The sequence below is a fragment of the Spinactinospora alkalitolerans genome, assembly GCF_013408795.1.
GTDB lineage: Bacteria > Actinomycetota > Actinomycetes > Streptosporangiales > Streptosporangiaceae > Spinactinospora > Spinactinospora alkalitolerans.
On sequence record NZ_JACCCC010000001.1, the window covers coordinates 1,415,077 to 1,432,289 of the forward strand.

A 17,213-nucleotide genomic window follows, 5' to 3' on the forward strand; every position below is an offset into this window, starting at 1 on the left:
TGTGATCGGCGTCGCCGGGACGCCGAATCGGAGGAGGGGAGGAACGCCGTGAGGAGCCACCACGGCCGCGGCGTCCGAACCGGAGGGTCGTGGCCGCCATGCTGATCTGGTCGGTGGGCATCGCGCTCGCCGGCGCGTTCTGCATGGCGCTCGGCTCGGCGCTGCAGGAACGCGACGCCGTTCGCGCCCCCGGACACAGCATCGCCCGGATGGGCTTTCTGCTCCACCTGGTCCGGCGGCCCCGATGGATCTTCGGCACGCTGGCCGCCGCGGCCGGCGTTTCGCTGCACCTCGTCGCGCTCAGTGGGGCGCCGCTGACCATCATCCAGCCGATCGGGGTCACCGGCCTGCTGTTCGCGATCGTGCTCTCCGCGCTGTTCAACCGGCGCCGCGTCCGCGCGAGCCAGGTCGTCGCCGGCCTGGCGGTCATGGTCGGGCTGAGCGGCGTGCTGCTGCTGTTCCCGCACACCTCGGTCCAGCCCGTCATGCCCATGTCGACGGCGCTGCTGCTCACCGGCGGCGTCATCGCCGCGGGCGCGGTCGCCTACGCCGCGGCCCACTGGGTGCCGGCAGGGCCCAGGGCCGTGCTGCTGGCGACGCTCGGGGGCGCCGCGCTGGGCACGACCTCGGCTCTGGCCCGGGTGGTGGCCTCCGACACGGCGACGCAGTTCACGGCGGTCTTCAGTTGGCTCACCGTGCTGGCCGTGGTCGTCGCGGTGTTCGGCGGGCTGCTCCAGCAGAACGCCTACCGCACCGGCCACTTCGCCGCGGCCTACGCGACGCTCCTGGTCGTCGATCCCATCACGGGCGCGGGGATCGGCACGCTGCTGCTGGGGGAGGGGCTGCCCACGACGCCGCTGGACCAGGTGCTGGCCACGGCCGCCGCGCTCCTGGCCATCGTGGGGACGGCGGTGCTGGCCAGGGCGAAGAACCGCAACCCCGAGGCCGCCGGACGCACCAGTGGGAAATCCCGGACCGATCTCGTCCGCACGACTTCAGGAGAAGCGACATGACCGCGACAAGTCGGCGATCCCCCGCCGCCAGGAGCAGCGCGAACCGGGCCCCGGGCTCGCGGAGCCGGATCCTGATCGCCACCGACACCTACCCGCCGGACGTCAACGGCGCAGGCTACTTCACCTACCGCCTGGCCACCGGCCTGGCCGCGCGCGGCGACGACGTCCACGTGGTGTGCGCCTCGGCCGCGGGCCGGCCGAGGGTGGAGCACGCCGACGGCGTCACGCTGCACCGGCTGCGCTCGGCCTCGGTCCTGGTCCACCCCACGATGCGCACCGCCGTGCCGCTCGGCGTGACCGGGCACGTCGCCCGGATCATCGACCGGCTCGCCCCGCACGTCGTGCACGCCCAGAGCCACTTCACGATCAGCCGCGCCGCGATCCGCGGCGCCCGCACATCGGGCACGCCGGTTGTGCTGACCAACCACTTCATGCCGGACAACCTGTTCGCCCACGCCCACGTCCCCGATCGCCTGCACACGCTCGTCGGTGCGCTGGCCTGGCGGGACATGATCCGTATCGCCTATGAGGCCGACTGCGTCACCACGCCCACCGAGCGCGCGGCCAGGCTGCTGTCCGCCAAGGGCTTCAGCCGCCCGATCGAGGCCGTCTCGTGCGGCATCGACCTGGAGCGCTTCCAGCCGCGCCCGGACAAGCGCAGGGAGGCGCGTCGGCATTTCGATCTGCCCGACCGCGAGACCATGGTGTTCGTCGGCCGGCTCGACGAGGAGAAGCGCATCGACGACCTGATCCGGGCCATGCCGGGGCTGCTCGATCGCCGCGACGCCCAGTTGGCCCTGGTCGGCACCGGACAGCGCCAGGCCGAGTTGAAGCGGCTCGCCGAGTCGCTGGGCCTGGCCGACCGGGTGCGCTTCCTCGGTTTCGTCCCCGACGACGAGCTGCCGCTGGCCTACCTCGCCGCCGACGTGTTCGCGATCGGCAGCGTCGCCGAGCTGCAGAGCATCGCGACACTGGAGGCGATGTCCACCGGGCTGCCCGTGGTGGCGGCCGACGCGCTGGCGCTGCCGCACCTGGTGCACCCGGACCGCAACGGCTACCTCTACGCTCCCGGAGACGTCCCCGCGCTGACCCGGCACCTGCTCGCGGTCCTGGAGTCCCCGGAGCGCCGGGCGGCCATGGGCGCGGCCAGCAGGGAGATCGCGCAGACCCACGACCACCGGCGCTCGCTGGACCGGTTCGAGGAGATCTACGCCGAGGTCCGGCCGACCCGCACGGTCCCGTCGCAGTACGGCCTCGTCACCACCGGTCTCCCTCGGGCCGGGCGCCGGTCCGCGATGGCGGCCTAGACGAACTGACCGCGGGGGTGGAGGGCTGTGGTCGAAGTCCTCCGTTCACCACCGCATGACCTGGGAAGGCCGCCGTCAGCGCCGGCGCGCCGACGACAGCCCCACCGGGCCCGCACAACCACGGCAGGGACCCGGAGACAGTCCCAGCCCTCTCCCGTCAACGTCAGTAGCACATCTAGCCGCGCATCGGGCGCCGGGACGGAATGGTTCGGCCCGGCGCCTACGTCACTTTCCGTACTTTTTGCGACACGTTCCGGTGATATCTCCCTGGTCCGGGAAACACCCTCACACGTGTGGTTCGTTGGGGGCAGACGCAGCGGGTCATCGTCCGTGGTCGATGGGCTGACGGCCCGGATCGACCGCGCGGAGCGCGACGCCGACGCCCACGAGGCCGTGATGGCCGTCCACGAACGCGAGCACGCCGAACTGGCGCGCAGGGTGCGGCTGCTGGAGACCGAACTCGACGTGCTGCGGCGGGAGCGCATCGACGCCTACGCCCGCTGGTGGAACGCGCGGGAGGATCGGGACCGGACCCGCCACATCGCGCGCCGCCTGCGACGCCGCCTCCAGCGGCTGCGCCGCCGCCTCCCCGTGGTGGGCGGCTGCGCCGACGGGTACGTCGAGGGCTGAGCGTGATCGCCCCGGTACCGACGGCCGCCGATGCGTGCGTTGAACCGGCAGGTCACTCCAGTGGTTTCCATCAGATATCGGCGCATCGGCGACATATGCTTTCGACATGGAGAGCAAGGAGTCGACGCCGGACCGGCCCGGTGACCTCGACGACCCCGCCTGTCCCACCCGCCGGCTCATCGACCGCGTCGGCGACAAGTGGAGTGTGCTGGTCATCCTGCACCTGGTCCGGGGCACACACCGCTTCTCGGAGCTGCGCTGCGCCATCGGCGGGGTGACGCCGAAGGTCCTCACCCACACGCTGCGCGAGCTGGAGCGCGACGGACTCGTCGAACGCGAGGTCCACGCCGAGGTGCCGCCCCGCGTGGAGTACCGGCTCACCGACCTCGGGCGCGACGCCGTCGCCCCGCTGGACGCGCTGCGGGATTGGGCCGAGGCCGGCCTGCCGCGCGTCCTGCGGGCGCGCGAGCGCTACGACGCCGGCCGTTGACCGCTCACGGCGTCCGCGCCCGGCGTCGCCCCGAGCGCACGGCGCACGTCCTGCGCCGCGGCGTAGAGCGCCTGGAGGGTGGCGTTGATCGCCGGGCGCCGCACGCTGCCGCCGCGCACCACGGCGTAGACGTCGCGCACCGGCGCGCCGTGCGGCAGGCGGCGTATGGCGATCCCTCCGGTTCCGGCGGTGAGCGCCAGCGCGGGCACCGCCGCGATCCCGATCCCGCGCGACACCAGGCTGAGGATGGTGCCCAGCCCCTCGAACTCCCAGGCGGCGGCCGGGGCGCCGCCGAACTCGGCCAGCAGCCGGTCGGTCGCGCCGCGGGAGGGCTCGCCCTGCGGCGCCGTCACCCATGACTCGTCGCGCAGTCGGCGCAGGTCCACCTCGACGTCGGGATCGGCCAGCGGATGCTCCTCGGGCACGGCGAGCACCATGGGGTCGTGCAGCAGGTGGTAGTGGCGGAGCTTGCCCGCTGCGCTGTCGGGGCGGCGGCCCGACCAGTCGTCGACCAGGGCGACGTCGACCTCGGCGGTGCTGACCAGGCGGGTCCCCGTGCCCTCCATGGTCTGGCGCAGCACCAGCTGCATGCCCTCGTGCTCGCCCAGGCGCTGGGCCAGCGACGGCGCGAACGCCACCGCCGCGGTCGGGAACGCCGTCATGGTGACCCGGCCCAGCGCCACGCCGGCCTGCGAGGCCAGCACCGATTCGGCGGCCTCGACCATCGCCAGGATCTGCTCGGCCTGCTCGGCGAGCAGTCTGCCGGCGTCGGTGAGTTCGGCGCTGCGCGCGGTGCGGTCGAGCAGCGGCGCGCCCACCTCGCGCTCCAGCGTCGAAAGCTGCTGCGACACCGCCGAAGGCGTGTAGCCCAGGGCCGCGGCGGTGGCCGCGATCGTGCCCTGGTTCGCGAATTCATTAAGAAGATGTAACCGCCGCAGGTCGAGCATAAGACCACCTTAGGGTACCCATCGAAAAGGCTCGCTTGTCCTGATGGACATGAATGGGCAGGCTGGGGGTAGTCGATCTTCGTGCACTCGTGATCGGCATTCGTCGTCACCGGACGTATGTGGAGTTGATTTCCCGATGTCTGTCACCGTGTCCGCGACTCTCGCCGTCAATGAGGCGATGGCGGAGAAGCGGCGCCGGGGCCTGCCCGTCCTGCCGATGGGATTCGGTGAAGCGGGCCTGCCCGTCCACCCCGCCCTGCGGGACGCCCTGTCGGCGGGGGGTGACAGAAACGCCTACGGCCCGGTCGCCGGCATCGAGGAGCTGCGCGTCGCTGCGGCGGGGTACTGGCGGCGCCGCGGTCTGCGGACCGACCCGGACCTGGTGGTCGCCGGACCGGGCAGCAAACCGCTGCTCTACGGACTGCTCCTGGCCATCGGCGGCGACGTCGCCCTCGCCTCACCGAGCTGGGTCAGCTACGCGGCCCAGGCCCGGCTGGCCGGCCACCGGCCCATCATGGTGCCGACCCCGCCGGCGCAGGGCGGGGTGCCGGAGCCCGACCTGCTCAAGGCCGCCGTGACCGAGGCCCGCGGCCGCGGGCGAGACGTGCGCGCCGTCGTCGTCACCACGCCCGACAACCCCACCGGGACCGTCGCCTCGCGCGAGACCGTCCGCAGGCTCACCGAGGTCGCGCGCGACCTCGACCTGGTGATCGTCTCCGACGAGATCTACCGCGACCTCGTGCACGACCCCGCCACCGCCGTGCACAGCCCCGCGGAGTTCGCCCCCGAACGCACCGTCGTCTCCACCGGGCTCAGCAAGAACCTGGCCCTGGGCGGCTGGCGGCTCGGCGTCACCCGCCTGCCGGACAACGACCTGGGCGGGCGGCTGCGCGCCGAACTGCTCGGCGTGGCCAGCGAGATCTGGTCCAGCCCGACCGGGCCGGTCCAGCAGGTCGCGGCCTACGCCTTCGGTGAGCCCGCCGAGATCGCCGACCACATCGCGCGCAGCCGACGGCTGCACGGCATCGTCGCGCGCGCCGTCGCCGACCGGTTCGCGGCGGCCGGCGCCATGGTGGCCGCGCCCCAGGCGGCGTTCTACCTGTACCCCGACTTCGACGCCTGGCGGGAGCGGCTCCTGGAGCGCGGGGTCACCACCGGGCCCGAACTCGCCCGGTTCCTGCTCGACACCTACGGGATGGGCGTGCTGCCGGCCGCCGAGTTCGGCGAGAGCGGGGACGCGCTGCGGCTGCGGGTGGCGACCAGCCTGCTCTACGGCGACACCCAGGCCCGGCGCTACAGCGCCCTGGCCGCCGACGATCCCACGGCACTGCCGTGGATCCGCGCCCACCTGGACCGGCTCAGCGAGGTGCTGGAGGACGTGACCGCCCCACTGGGCGCGATGACGGCGCGGTAGTGGCCGATGAGCTCGTCGTTGATCGCATCCCACGTCCGGGCGCACACGGTGGCGCGGGCGGCCGCGGCCAGGCGACCGCGCAGGTCCGGGCTGTGGATCAGCCGGCCGGTGGCCAGGCGCAGCTCGCGCACCGAGTCCGGCGCGTACAGCAGCCCGTTGTGCTCGGGGATCACCAGGTCCAGCGGTCCGCCGGAGGCCGGGGCCACGACGGGTACGCCCGAGGACAGCGCCTCCTGCACGGCCTGGCAGAACGTCTCGTCGGCGCCGGTGTGCACGAAGACGTCCAGGCTCGCGTGCAGCCGGGACAGCTCCGCGCCGGTGCGCTGCCCCAGGAACACCGCGTCCGGCAGCATCCGGCGCAGCCGCGCCCGGTCGGGCCCGTCGCCCACGATCACCAGCCGCGCCCCGCGCAACCGCGCGACGTGGGCGAGCAGGCCGACCCGCTTGTCCCGCGCCAGCCGCCCGATGTAGCCGACCAGCACCTCCCCGCCCGGTGCGAGGCGCCGGCGCAGCCCCTCGTCGCGGTGGCGCGGGTGGAAGCGCTCGCCGTCCACACCGCGCTGCCACAGGCCGAGCCGGGGGAAGTCCCGCTCGGCCAGCCGGTGCAGCGTCGCGGAGGAGGGGACCAGTGTCCGGTCCACGGCGGCGTGGATCCGGCGCAGGTAGGGCCACAGCGCGTCGCCCGCCGGGATCCCGTAGCGGGCGGCGAAGCCGACCAGGTCGGTCTGGAACACCGCGACGGTGGGCAGCGCCCAGCGCCGCGCGACCTCCACCGCCGCGTGCCCGAGGAACGCCGGTGAGGCCAGGTGGACGATGTCGGGGGCGAAGCCGCGCAGCGCCGTGGTGATCAGTCGGCGGGTGGGCAACCCGACGGAGAAGCTCCGGTATCCCGGCAGCGGAACACCGGGCAGGCGCAGCACCGGGAAGCCGGCGTAGTGGGCCGGGCCGGGACCGGGAGCGAGGATGACGGCCCGGTGGCCGCGCGCGGCGAGGTGTTCGGCGATCCGGCAGACCGAGTTGGTCACACCGTTCACCTGGGGCAGGAAGGACTCGGTCACGATCGCGACGCGCAGCGGCGCCGCCGGGTCGGTGGAGGGGGTGCGGCGGGGGTGGCGGGCATGGGTCTGTCTCCCAAGGGCGGGTCCTCTCCGGCGCCCGTCGACGCCGGACCACGCCGTCGACGCTAGACAGCCGACGTGAACCGGGCCGGGTCCGCGGATGAACGCCCGTTGAGGGGGAGCGGAGCGCGGCGGCGTCGGCACCGTGGGGGATGGAGGGGGCGGCGGGTTTCCGAACGGGCGGAATTCGCGCGACCATGGAGGCGCGTTCCCGCGCCACCGCGTCGAAAGGAGTCCCGGTGACCCTCACCGAATGGGCGCAGCACGTCTGCGCCGAATTGGAGCTGCAGGACGAGATCGGCAAGGCCGACGTCGATCGGATCCTCGACCTGGCCAAGGACGCCGCGCACTCCGTGGCGCGCCCCGCCGCTCCGCTCACCACCTACCTGCTGGGCATCGCGGTGGGCCGCGGCGCCGACCCCGAGAGCGCGGCGGCCCTCATCAGCCGGCTCGCGCTGGCGCAGGCCGAGGACGGCGAGGAGCGGGCCCGACCGGACTCCTCCCGCCCCTGACCCGCCGCAGCCGCAATCAGGGCGTGGACGAACCGTGACGCGAAAGTGACGAAGCGGTGTAAATGTTTGGCTGCATCCCGTGCCCGGTGCACCTCCGGTACGTACCACCGCCATCGGACCGGCGCCCACCACAAGTGGTCGCGGGGAGATGACGGATCCCCGACCGAACCAAAGGAAAGTCGTTCATGGAGCAACTCCAAAGCATTCTGGACCTGGTCTCCGGGGTCGTCTGGGGACCCTTCGTCCTCATTCCGCTACTGCTGCTGACGGGGCTGTTCCTCACGGTTCGGCTCGGCGGCCTGCAGTTCCGGGTGCTCGGCCACGCCCTGTGGCTCGCGCTCATCCGCCGCAAGGAGCACGGCGGAGCCAAGGGCGACATCTCGCACTACCAGGCTCTGAGCACGGCGCTGGCCGCCACGGTGGGCGTCGGCAACATCGCCGGTGCGGCGCTGGCCATCGGCGTCGGCGGCCCGGGCGCGCTGTTCTGGATGTGGATGACCGCCCTGCTGGGCATGGCGACCAAGTACAGCGAGGCGCTGCTCGGCGTGAAGTACCGCCGCCCCGACAGCAAGGGCGAGATGAGCGGCGGCCCGATGTTCTACCTCAGCCGCGGCCTCGGCGGCGGCCTCGGCAAGACGCTGGGCGTGCTGTTCGCGCTGTTCGGCGCGCTCGCCTCCTTCGGCATCGGCAACATGACCCAGGCCAACACCGTCTCCGCCCAGCTCGAGAGCGTCTGGAGCGTTCCGACCTGGGTCTCCGGCATCGTGATGGTGGTCGTGGTCGGCGCGGTGGTGCTCGGCGGCATCAAGAGCATCGGCCGGTTCGCCTCCGGGGTCGTCCCGCTGATGATCGTGGTCTACATCCTCGCCGCGCTGACCATCCTGATCGTGCACGTCGGCGACCTGCCGGCCGCGATCGCCCTGGTCTTCCGCGACGCGTTCACCGGCAGCGCCGCGACCGGCGGTCTGCTGGGGTCGGCGCTGCTGTTCGCCATCCAGCAGGGCGTGGCGCGCGGCATCTTCTCCAACGAGTCCGGCCTCGGCACCGGCGGCATCGCGGCCGCGTCGGCGAAGACCGACCAGCCCGTGCGCCAGGCCATGGTCTCCATGACCCAGACCTTCATCGACACCATCATCGTCGTGACGATGACCTGCCTGGTCATCATCGTCACCGGCGCCTGGCAGGAGGGCGACAAGACGGACGGCTCGCTGATGACGTCGGCGGCCATGAGCGATGGCCTCTCGGTGATCTCGCCGGCCCTGGGCACGGTGGGCGGCTACATCATCGCCATCAGCGTCATGTTCTTCGCCTTCACCACCATCGTCGGCTGGTGCTACTACGGCGAGCGCTGCATGGACTTCCTCTTCGGCCGCGTGGCCGTGGTCCCGTTCCGGGTGCTGTTCACGCTCGTGGTCATGGTCGGGGCGACCCTCGAGCTGACCACGGTCTGGAGCTTCAGCGACATCGCCAACGGCCTGATGGCGCTGCCGAACCTGGTCGGCCTGCTGCTGCTCTCGCCGATCGTGGCCGCCGAGACCAAGAAGTACTTCGCCAACCCCGACTGGAGGAATCCCGACGCGCCGATGGTCGACGTCCGCTAGCGACGGCGCAGGGCAGCGAGCGGCGGAGCGAAAGGGGCGCCGCGGCCACCGGCCGCGGCGCCCCTCGCCGTCCGCCCCTTTCAGCCGCGCTCCCCGACCCCCTCGCCCCACCAGGCGTGGAAATGGTGGACGGGGCCCTTGCCGTGGCCGACCTCCAGGTCGTCGGCGTGCCGCAGCGCCTCGGTGAGGTAGTTCTTGGCGTCGCGCACCGCCTCGAACCAGGCGCGCCGCTGCGGGCGCAGCGCGGCGATCGCCGAGGACAGCGTGCAGCCGGTGCCGTGGGTGTTCTTGGTGGGGATGCGCTCGGCCGAGAACGTCTCGGGGGCCGCCTCCGCCGCCACCAGCAGATCGGTGCTGCTCTGCCCGCTGAGGTGGCCGCCCTTGAGCAGCACCTGCCTGGCCCCCAGCGTCAGCAGCCTCGTGGCCTGCTCGCCCATTGACGCCAGGTCGTGCACCTCCTCCTCGCCGAGGAGTTCGGCGGCCTCGGGCAGGTTCGGCGTGACCAGGTCGGCGCGCGGCAGCAGCTGCGACCGCACCGCCTCGATCGCGTCGGCGGCGAGCAGCCGGTCGCCGCTCTTGGCCACCATGACCGGGTCGAGCACGACGTTGGGCAGCCGGTGGTCGTCGATGGCCCGGACCACGGCGTCGATGACGCCGGTGTTGCCCAGCATGCCGATCTTGACCGCGTCGACCCGGACGTCGTTCAGGAGCGTGTCGAGCTGGCTGGTGATGAACTCCGGCGGGACCTCGTGCACCTCGCGCACGCCGGTCGTGGTCTGTGCGACGAGCGCGGTCACCACGCTCATGCCGTAGCCGCCCAGGGCCGAGAAGGTCTTGAGGTCGGCCTGGATCCCCGCGCCGCCGCTGGGGTCGGTTCCGGCGATGGACAGGATGTTGAAGCTGGTCAAGGACGTCCCTTCGCTAGCACTACCTAGATCAGGTTCACGGGTGTGCTCTCAGCCGGACCGATCCGGCACCCCGCGCCCATGGTGACAACGCTAGCAACGATCATGGCGGGAACGCCGTCCCCGACCGCCTCAGCCGCCGGGCGTGGCCGTCTGCGACGACGGCGAGGGGCCGGGCTGGTCCTCCGGTAGCAGCGTGCTGGACAGGTACTCCACCAGCAGCGGCGCGAGGATCAGCGTGACGATGCCGACCAGCAGCGAGATGAGCAGGCCCCACCAGCGGCCGCGGTGCGCCGCGCCGAAGCCGCCGGGGGCGCCCATGGTCATCTTCGCCCCGACCGGCAGCGGGGTGTTCGGCCCGGTCACGGCGCGGGGCGGCGCCAGTCCGGAGACGTCGAGCCGAGTGGGCGTGAGGTCCTCGGTGGTGCCGCCGGCGGCGACGTCGGCCAGTGCGGAGTCCAGCGCGGCGCCGACCAGGCGGTGCTCGGGGTCGTGCTGCAGCATGCCGTTGAGCACCGGGCGCAGCGGACCGGCCCGCCGGGCCGGGTCGGGGGCCTCCTGCATCGCCGCGGTGAGCCGGGCCGCCGGGGTGTCGCGCTCGTAGGCCGAGCGGCCCTCGACCGCGAAGTACAGGGTCGCGCCCAGCGACCACAGGTCGGCCGCCGGGGTCATGGTGCCGTCGTGCAGCCGTTCGGGCGCGACGTAGCCGGGGGAGCCGGGCAGCCGTCCGGTGAGCGTGAGCCTGTCCTCGGAGTCCGACACCGCGATGCCGAAGTCGCTGAGCACCGGTCGGCCGTCGGGCAGCAGCATCACGTTGCCCGGCTTGACGTCGCGGTGCAGCACGCCGGCCTCGTGCGCGGCACGCAGCGCGGCGAGCAGCCGGCGGCCGATCTCGGCCACGCGGCGGGGCGGCAGCGGCCCGTCGTCCTGCACCACCTGGTCCAGTCCGCGGCCGCGGACCAGCTCCATGATGATCCACGGCCGGTCGGCCTCCTGCACGACGTCGTGGACGGTGACGATGGAGGGATGGCTCAGTCCCGCGCAGATCCGGGCCTCGCGCATGGTGCGGCGCACCAGCTCGTCGCGGACGTCGGCCTCCAGGTCGCGGGAGACCCGGACCTCCTTGACGGCGACCTGCCGGTGCAGCAGTTCGTCCTCGGCGCGCCAGACGGTCCCCATGCCGCCGTGGCCGATCGGCTCGACCAGTCGGTAGCGTTCGGCGAGTATCTGCGGGCCCATGGTCAACGACGATAGCGCCGGCATCGCCGCCGGCGCATCGCGCGGACGGTCACCTCTCGGCCACGGACGCCGGGTCCCGGACCACGGCGGCGGCCCACCGGTAGTCCTGCTTGCCCACCGCGGTGCGCTTGACCTCCTCCACCCTGTGGAAGCGGCGCGGCACCTTGAAACCGGCCAGCCTGGTGCGGCAGAAGTCGCGCAACTGCTCGTCGGTGGGACTGCTGCCGGGCGCGGGTGAGACCACCGCGGTGACGCGCTGACCGAGCCGTTCGTCCGGCGCGGGGACCACGATCGTGTCGCTGATGCCGGGGTGCGACTTGAGGACGGACTCCACCTCTTCGGGGTAGACCTTCTCGCCACCGGTGTTGATGACGGCCGAACCGCGCCCGAGCAGCACGACGGAACCGTCCTCGGCGACCGTGCCGAAGTCCCCGGACATCACCCAGCGCCGGCCGTCGGCATCGACGGGGAACGTCCGCTCGGTCGTGGCCGGATCGTTGTAATAGCCGAGCGGGATCCGGCCGGTGCGCGCGATCCGGCCGATCTGCTCGGAGCCGGGCGGCAGCGGCCGCAGCGCCTCGTCCAGCACCGAGACGCTGGCGCCCATGGTGAAGCGGCGGGTGTCGCCCTCGGCCCCGGACGCGCCGCACACGCCCGTCTCGGAGCCGCCGTAGCTGTCGTTGAGGGCGGCAGTCGGCCGCCACGCCCGCCACAGCTCCCGCACGGCCGGGCTCAGCGGAGTGCCGCCGGAGCTGAGCACGTGCAGTCCGGCGCACCGGTGCGGCTCGGCGAGCAGGCGCTGGGCGAACGGGCGCGCCATGGCGTCGCCCACGCACTGCACCATCTGCACGCCCTCGCGGTCGGCCAGCGCCACGGCGCGGCGCGGATCGAAGGCCCGGTCGGTGTTGAGCACCACGGTCTGCCCGCTGAACAGCATGGCCAGGGCGTTCCACTGGCCCGCGGCGTGCATCAGCGGGCCCAGGACCAGCATCGCGCGCCCGCGGGCCCGTGCGGCGCGGGCGCCCAGTTCGCCGGGGCCGGCCGCGCGGGGCGAGCCGGGGCGACGGCGCTCCAGAGCCACCCGGAACAGGTCCTCCTGGCGCCACATCACGCCCTTGGGGTAGCCGGTGGTGCCGCCGGTGTAGAGCAGGTAGAGGTCGTCGCCGGAGGTGCGGGGCAGGCCGCGGGAGCCGGCCCCGGCCCGGGCGAGCGCGGTCTCGTAGTCGACGCCGGCCAGCGGGGCGGCGCCGGAGCCGTCGTCCAGCAGCACGACGTGGCGCAGCTTGGGCAGGTCGGCCGTGATCCCGGCGACCGGGCCGGTGAGCGAGCGCTCGGCGATCAGCGCGACCGCGTCGGAGTCGGCCAGGACGTGGCGCAGTTCGGCGGCGACGTAGCGGTAGTTGACGTTGATCGGGACGGTTCCGGCGCGCCAGGCCCCGAACGCCGACTCCAGCCACTCGGCCCGGTTGAACGCCAGAATCGCGACGTGCTCGCCCGGGCGGACCCCCGCAGCGCACAGGTGCCGGGCCACGCGGGTGGCGCGCCGGTCGAGCTCGGCGAAGGAGATGCGGCGCTCCCCGGCGACCACCGCGGTGCGCTCCGGCACGGCGCCGGCGACCGCCTCCAGCAGTGCGGGCAGGGAGAGGCCGCCGGAACCGCTCGGGCCCGGTTCGGTACATCGCATTTCGGTCATGGGTGCCCCTCAGTCGCGGTTCTACCCCGGGACAGGTATGACGACCGATCCTGCAGGTATGGGGCAGGTCACGTCCGACCGGGGTGCGGTCTGCGCCGGGAACGGGTCCGGGCCGAAAACCCCGTGTCGCCACGGCTTTTCCCCGCCCGCCCGGTCCGCGGCCCCGGAACGGCGCGAACGCGCCACCGTGCGGCTGTGCCCAAGGTCACGGCGCTACCCGACCGGCCGCGACGGATTCGCGCCGGCCGTCGGGGCGACATCGGGCACGGGGCAAGAGCGCGATCTGACAGCTCTGGGCGCCCCACTATGGCGGCACCGCACCCTTGCGCCTGCGAGATCCCATCTGTTCCACTGCTTGAGGCCGCCCGAACGGGCGCTTTGTGCGTTATCCGAGCGGGTATCCAACGATCGAACAACGATCAATGGTGATCGGAGGCAACTGGATGAGCAACACGCGCAGTCTGGGCCACGACGCGGTCAGCGGCAGCGATCCTGCCGGCCCCGTCGTCTCCACCACACAGCACATCGGACTCGCCGAGACGCACTCGGCGCACAACTACAACCCTCTGCCCGTCGTCATCGCCGAAGGCGACGGCGCATGGGTGACCGACGTCGAGGGCCGCCGCTACCTCGACTGCCTGGCCGGGTACTCGGCGATGAACTTCGGCCACCACAATCCCGAACTGCTCGCCGCGGCGCACCGCCAACTGGACCGGGTGACGCTCACCAGCCGCGCCTTCTACAACGACCGGTTCGCCCCCTACGTCACCGCGCTCGCCGAGCTCGTCGGCAAGGAGCAGGTGCTGCCGATGAACACCGGGGCCGAGGCGGTCGAGACCGGGATCAAGGTCGCCCGCAAGTGGGGCTACGAGGTCAAGGCGATCCCGGCCGACGAGGCCACCATCGTGGTGGCCGGGGGCAACTTCCACGGCCGCACCACCACCATCGTCTCCTTCTCCGAGGACCCCGAGGCGTTCGGCGGCTTCGGCCCCTACACCCCGGGCTTCCGCGTCGTCCCCTACGGCGACGCCGAGGCCGTCGCCGCCGCGGTCGACGCCACCACGGCGGCGGTTCTGGTCGAGCCGGTGCAGGGCGAGGCCGGCGTCATCGTCCCGCCGCCGGACTACCTGCCCCGCCTCCGCGAGATCTGCGACCGGGAACAGGTGCTGCTCATCGCCGACGAGGTGCAGTCGGGCCTCGGGCGCACCGGCACGGTCCGGGCGTGCGAGCACACAGGGGTCGTCGCCGACCTCTACCTGTTCGGCAAGGCGCTGGGCGGCGGCATCCTGCCGGTCTCGGCGGTCGTCGGCGACGCCGACGTGCTCGGCGTGATCAGGCCGGGCCAGCACGGCAGCACGTTCGGCGGCAACCCGCTGGCCTGCGCGATGGGGAGCACGGTCGTGCGGATGCTGCGCGAGGGCCCCTACCTGGACGACGCACGCCGCCTCGGCGAGGTGATGAACACCAGGATCAAGGAGTTCATCGGCAACGGCGTCGTCGCCGCGCGCGGCATCGGGCTGTGGGCCGGCGTCGACGTCGACGCGTCGCTGGCCACCGGGCGCGACCTCTGCGAGCGCCTGGCCGAGCGCGGCGTGCTGGTCAAGGACACCCACGGCTCGACCATCCGGCTCTCGCCGCCGCTGGTCATCACCGAAGAGGACCTCAACTGGGGCCTGGACCAGCTGGGAGAGGTCCTGACCGACCTGCGCGCCGGTCGGTGAGGCCGCGGGCCGGGCTCACTCGGTCTCGGCGGCCAGCACCTCGGGGCTGGCGTTGTCCACCGTCGAGCGTGTCGCGTAGATCGGGCGGCCCGGTCCCTCCTCGACCTGGGCACGCACCCGCGCGCTCACCGCGTTCTGCCCTTCCGACGTGGGGTGGAAGGTACTGCGGTCGATGGTGATGCCGTCGGTGAGGCTGCGCAGCAGGACGCCGTTGACCCAGGGCTCCTCGGTGCCCACCTCGTGGCCGTCCAGCGCGTCGTAGACGTCCACGAACTCCACGCTGCCGACCTCGCCCCAATCGGCGATCCCGGCGTCGACCTCGGCGACGGCCTCCTCCAACTGCTCGTTGAACCGCTGGATCGTGTCGTTCAGCCAGATCTGGTCGCCCGAGGTCAGCGTGTAGTACAGCCCGGAGGGCTCCTCGACGAACAGGCGCGGATAGCCCAGCACGATCACCCGGGAGTCGGGGACGCGCTCGCGGACCTCGGCGAGCACGTCGGCGAAGGTCGCCTCGAACGTGCGCATGCGCTTGTCGACGTCGTCCTCCTGGGCCTGGCAGGCGCTGCTCTCCAGCAGCGGGACGCGCAGCATGCAGGTCTTGAGCACCGAGGTGAACCCGAGGTCGTTGCCGCCGATGCCGATCGTGACCAGCGAGGTGTGCGGGGTGAGCGAGGCGATCTGGGAGTCCTCCGAGTCCAGCGACTCCAGCATCACGTTGCCCCGCTGCCCGCTGCAGGCCAGGAAGGTCAGCTCGCCGGCGAAGTCGTAGGAGCGGGCCACGGTCTCGGGGTAGGCGTTGGCCGAGCGCCAGCACCCGTCCGCCACGGCGGTATCGGGCGCGTAGTCCTCGGCGCCGTCGCCGGAGGAGTAGGAGTCGCCGAGGGCGTAGTAGTTTCCCCAGGTCGCGGCCTCGACAGGGGACAGTTCGACCAGCCGGCCGTCCTCGTCGGGCCCGTCGCCGGGCGGAGGGAGGCCCGGGCCGCACCAGGTGCCGGAGAGATCGCACCACGCCTGCCGGACCGCGCCGCGCGTCGCGGGCACGGCGGCGACGACGATGCAGGTGACGACCAGCACGGCGGCGATGGCACCGAGGACGAGGGTCCGTGTTCCGACGGCCGGTTTCCGCACTGCCCCGCTCCGCCTTCCGCTCTGCCACTGTCGGCGTACCGGCCACAAGATTACCCGCCGCGGCACACCGCGGATTCGGCCGGAACCGGCCCGGGCGCGGCGGGGTTTAAACGCGCCCGGCCCCTTCAACGTGAGTTTCAACCTCGGCCATCGGGGGTTGTGAAGCCTCAGCCGAAGGAGGGACTCGCGGTGGCCGGGTGATGGTGTACGCCGTCCCCGGCCTCAGCAGGGGGTCGAGGCGGAGGGGGCCCACCCGCGCGCCTACTCCGTCCCGGGGCCGAGGTTGAAACCCAAGGTCAAGATCGGCGAAGGCCCTCGGGCCGGGTGGCGGTGACGACCTCCAGTGCGCGTCCGATCTCGTCCTCGGTGAGGTCGGCCCGGGCGGTCAGCCGCAGCCGGGAGTGTCCGTCGGGGACCGAGGGCGGCCGGAAGCAGCCCACCCGCACGCCCGCATCCAGGCAGCGCCGGGCCCATTGCACCGCGGCATCAGGGGAGGGGGCGCGGACGGAGACGACGGCGGCGCCGGGGGCGCCGGTGCGCAGTCCCGCCGCCGTGAGTCCCGCCGCCAGCCTGCGGGCGGTCGAACGCACCCGCGCGGCCCGCTCCGGTTCGGCGCGCAGCAGCCGCAGCGCCGCCAGCGCGCCGCCCGCCGACGCGGGCGCGAGCCCGGTGTCGAAGACGAACGTCCGCGCCGTCTCGGCGAGGTGCCGGATGACTCCGCGCGGCCCCAGGACCGCGCCGCCCTGCGCGCCCAGCGACTTCGACAGCGTCACCGAGACCACGACGTCGCCGGCCCCGCTCAGCCCGGCGGCGCTGAGGGCGCCCGCGCCGCTGTCGCCGAGCACCCCCAGGCCGTGCGCGTCGTCCAGGACCAGTGCCGCGCCGTGCTCCCTGCAGGCCCGCGCCAGCCCGGCGACATCGGCGAGGTCGCCGTCCACGGAGAACACGGTGTCGCTGACCACCAGCCGGCGGGGCTCGGCCGCGGCGGCGAGGGCCGCCCGCGCCGCCGCGGCGTCGGCGTGGCCGAACAGCGACACGCGCGCGCCGGAGGCCTTGGCCAGCCGGGTCGCGTCGATCAGCGAGGCGTGGTTGTACCGGTCGCACACGAGGTGGGTCCCTGCTCCGGACAGTGCGGTGACCATGCCCAGGTTGGCGGCGAACCCGGAGGAGAACACCAGGGCGGCCTCGGCGCCGTGGAAGTCGGTCAGCTCGGCCTCCAGCTCACCGTGCAGGGCGGTGCTGCCGGTGACCAGGCGCGAACCGGTCGCGCCCGCGCCCCAGCGCACGGCGGCGTCGGCGGCGGCGCGGGTGACCACGGGATGGCGGGTCAGCCCCAGGTAGTCGTTGCCGGCCAGGTCCAGCACGTCCTCGTGCCGGCCCCGGGGGCGCAGCCGCCGGGTCAGCCCGGCCCGCGCCCGCTCCGCGGCCGCCCGTTCCAGCCAGCCGAACGGGTCCGCCGCCTGCACGTCGGCCGTCACGATCGCGCTCCCTCCCG

Annotated in this window: 14 protein-coding genes, 1 pseudogene and 1 riboswitch; of the genes and pseudogenes, 8 read left to right on the forward strand and 7 right to left on the reverse strand. The window is 73.2% G+C overall.

Annotation, left to right across the window (positions count from 1 at the left end; all coding sequences use genetic code 11):
• Positions 1-98: 98 nt before the first annotated feature.
• From HDA32_RS06340 to HDA32_RS06355, 4 genes are all read left to right on the forward strand, one after another.
• Entirely contained in the window at positions 99-1,013 is a 915-nt protein-coding gene (locus HDA32_RS06340; protein ID WP_179646500.1) for a DMT family transporter, read from the forward strand.
• Positions 1,010-2,320 carry a glycosyltransferase gene (locus HDA32_RS06345; RefSeq protein ID WP_179642315.1) on the forward strand — a complete coding sequence of 437 codons (1,311 nt, stop codon included), beginning with the start codon at positions 1,010-1,012 and terminating at the stop codon, positions 2,318-2,320. Before HDA32_RS06340 ends, HDA32_RS06345 begins: the two co-directional genes overlap by 4 nt.
• Before the next feature lie 330 nt (positions 2,321-2,650).
• The gene (locus HDA32_RS06350; RefSeq protein ID WP_312863062.1) at positions 2,651-2,950 is read left to right on the forward strand and encodes a hypothetical protein; all 300 of its coding nucleotides are present in this window, start codon (positions 2,651-2,653) and stop codon (positions 2,948-2,950) included.
• Between the two features lie 106 nt (positions 2,951-3,056).
• The gene (locus HDA32_RS06355; RefSeq protein ID WP_179642317.1) at positions 3,057-3,440 is read left to right on the forward strand and encodes a winged helix-turn-helix transcriptional regulator; all 384 of its coding nucleotides are present in this window, start codon (positions 3,057-3,059) and stop codon (positions 3,438-3,440) included.
• Here the strand turns inward: HDA32_RS06355 and HDA32_RS06360 are convergent.
• Positions 3,422-4,387 (reverse strand): LysR family transcriptional regulator, encoded by a 966-nt coding sequence (locus HDA32_RS06360; protein WP_179642318.1) that lies wholly within the window; start codon positions 4,385-4,387, stop codon positions 3,422-3,424. The genes HDA32_RS06355 and HDA32_RS06360 overlap by 19 nt on opposite strands.
• Positions 4,388-4,523: 136 nt before the next feature.
• Between HDA32_RS06360 and HDA32_RS06365 the strand changes: the two genes are divergently transcribed.
• Entirely contained in the window at positions 4,524-5,801 is a 1,278-nt protein-coding gene (locus HDA32_RS06365; RefSeq protein ID WP_179642319.1) for a pyridoxal phosphate-dependent aminotransferase, read from the forward strand.
• A 62-nt stretch (positions 5,802-5,863) separates the two neighbouring features.
• Here the strand turns inward: HDA32_RS06365 and HDA32_RS30510 are convergent.
• Positions 5,864-7,063, reverse strand: a pseudogene (locus HDA32_RS30510) (glycosyltransferase family 4 protein); the annotation flags it as partial.
• A 95-nt stretch (positions 7,064-7,158) separates the two neighbouring features.
• Here HDA32_RS30510 and HDA32_RS06370 point away from each other — a divergent pair.
• Both HDA32_RS06370 and HDA32_RS06375 read left to right on the forward strand, forming a co-directional pair.
• Positions 7,159-7,431, forward strand: coding sequence for a DUF6457 domain-containing protein (locus HDA32_RS06370; protein ID WP_179642320.1), 273 nt, complete (start codon positions 7,159-7,161; stop codon positions 7,429-7,431).
• Between the two features lie 185 nt (positions 7,432-7,616).
• Positions 7,617-9,032, forward strand: coding sequence for an alanine/glycine:cation symporter family protein (locus HDA32_RS06375; RefSeq protein WP_179642321.1), 1,416 nt, complete (start codon positions 7,617-7,619; stop codon positions 9,030-9,032).
• 80 nt (positions 9,033-9,112) lie between these two features.
• On the opposite strand, the gene thiD is transcribed toward HDA32_RS06375, so the two are convergent.
• The 3 genes from thiD to HDA32_RS06390 all read right to left on the reverse strand — a co-directional run bounded on the left by thiD (position 9,113) and on the right by HDA32_RS06390 (position 12,869).
• A complete protein-coding gene (thiD, locus tag HDA32_RS06380; protein ID WP_179642322.1) occupies positions 9,113-9,940 on the reverse strand; it encodes a bifunctional hydroxymethylpyrimidine kinase/phosphomethylpyrimidine kinase in 828 nt (275 codons plus the stop codon).
• A riboswitch (TPP riboswitch) is annotated at positions 9,929-10,023 on the reverse strand. Its footprint overlaps the gene before it by 12 nt.
• A gap of 46 nt (positions 10,024-10,069) precedes the next feature.
• The gene (locus HDA32_RS06385) at positions 10,070-11,176 is read right to left on the reverse strand and encodes a serine/threonine-protein kinase (RefSeq protein ID WP_179642323.1); all 1,107 of its coding nucleotides are present in this window, start codon (positions 11,174-11,176) and stop codon (positions 10,070-10,072) included.
• A 49-nt stretch (positions 11,177-11,225) separates the two neighbouring features.
• Positions 11,226-12,869, reverse strand: a complete 1,644-nt coding sequence (locus HDA32_RS06390; RefSeq protein ID WP_246334252.1) for an acyl-CoA synthetase — start codon at positions 12,867-12,869, stop codon at positions 11,226-11,228.
• Between the two features lie 443 nt (positions 12,870-13,312).
• Here HDA32_RS06390 and rocD point away from each other — a divergent pair, with 443 nt between their 5' ends.
• Positions 13,313-14,590, forward strand: a complete 1,278-nt coding sequence (rocD, locus tag HDA32_RS06395) for an ornithine--oxo-acid transaminase (protein ID WP_179642324.1) — start codon at positions 13,313-13,315, stop codon at positions 14,588-14,590.
• 15 nt (positions 14,591-14,605) lie between these two features.
• On the opposite strand, the gene HDA32_RS06400 is transcribed toward rocD, so the two are convergent.
• Complete coding sequence (locus HDA32_RS06400; RefSeq protein WP_179642325.1) at positions 14,606-15,718, reverse strand: SGNH/GDSL hydrolase family protein; 1,113 nt, start codon at positions 15,716-15,718, stop codon at positions 14,606-14,608.
• Positions 15,719-16,014: 296 nt separating this feature from the next.
• The gene (locus HDA32_RS06405) at positions 16,015-17,196 is read right to left on the reverse strand and encodes an 8-amino-7-oxononanoate synthase (RefSeq protein WP_312863063.1); all 1,182 of its coding nucleotides are present in this window, start codon (positions 17,194-17,196) and stop codon (positions 16,015-16,017) included.
• Positions 17,197-17,213 lie beyond the last annotated feature (17 nt).

Excerpts from the sequence above, each read along its gene's own strand:
- HDA32_RS06365 (WP_179642319.1), top strand. The coding sequence starts at position 4,524 with ATGTCTGTCACCGTGTCCGCGACTCTCGCCGTCAATGAGGCGATGGCG.
- HDA32_RS06375 (WP_179642321.1), top strand. The coding sequence starts at position 7,617 with ATGGAGCAACTCCAAAGCATTCTGGACCTGGTCTCCGGGGTCGTCTGG.
- HDA32_RS06340 (WP_179646500.1), top strand. The coding sequence starts at position 99 with ATGCTGATCTGGTCGGTGGGCATCGCGCTCGCCGGCGCGTTCTGCATG.
- rocD (WP_179642324.1), top strand. The coding sequence starts at position 13,313 with ATGAGCAACACGCGCAGTCTGGGCCACGACGCGGTCAGCGGCAGCGAT.
- HDA32_RS06360 (WP_179642318.1), bottom strand. The coding sequence starts at position 4,387 with ATGCTCGACCTGCGGCGGTTACATCTTCTTAATGAATTCGCGAACCAG.
- HDA32_RS06385 (WP_179642323.1), bottom strand. The coding sequence starts at position 11,176 with ATGGGCCCGCAGATACTCGCCGAACGCTACCGACTGGTCGAGCCGATC.
- HDA32_RS06345 (WP_179642315.1), top strand. The coding sequence starts at position 1,010 with ATGACCGCGACAAGTCGGCGATCCCCCGCCGCCAGGAGCAGCGCGAAC.
- HDA32_RS06390 (WP_246334252.1), bottom strand. The coding sequence starts at position 12,869 with ATGACCGAAATGCGATGTACCGAACCGGGCCCGAGCGGTTCCGGCGGC.
- HDA32_RS06355 (WP_179642317.1), top strand. The coding sequence starts at position 3,057 with ATGGAGAGCAAGGAGTCGACGCCGGACCGGCCCGGTGACCTCGACGAC.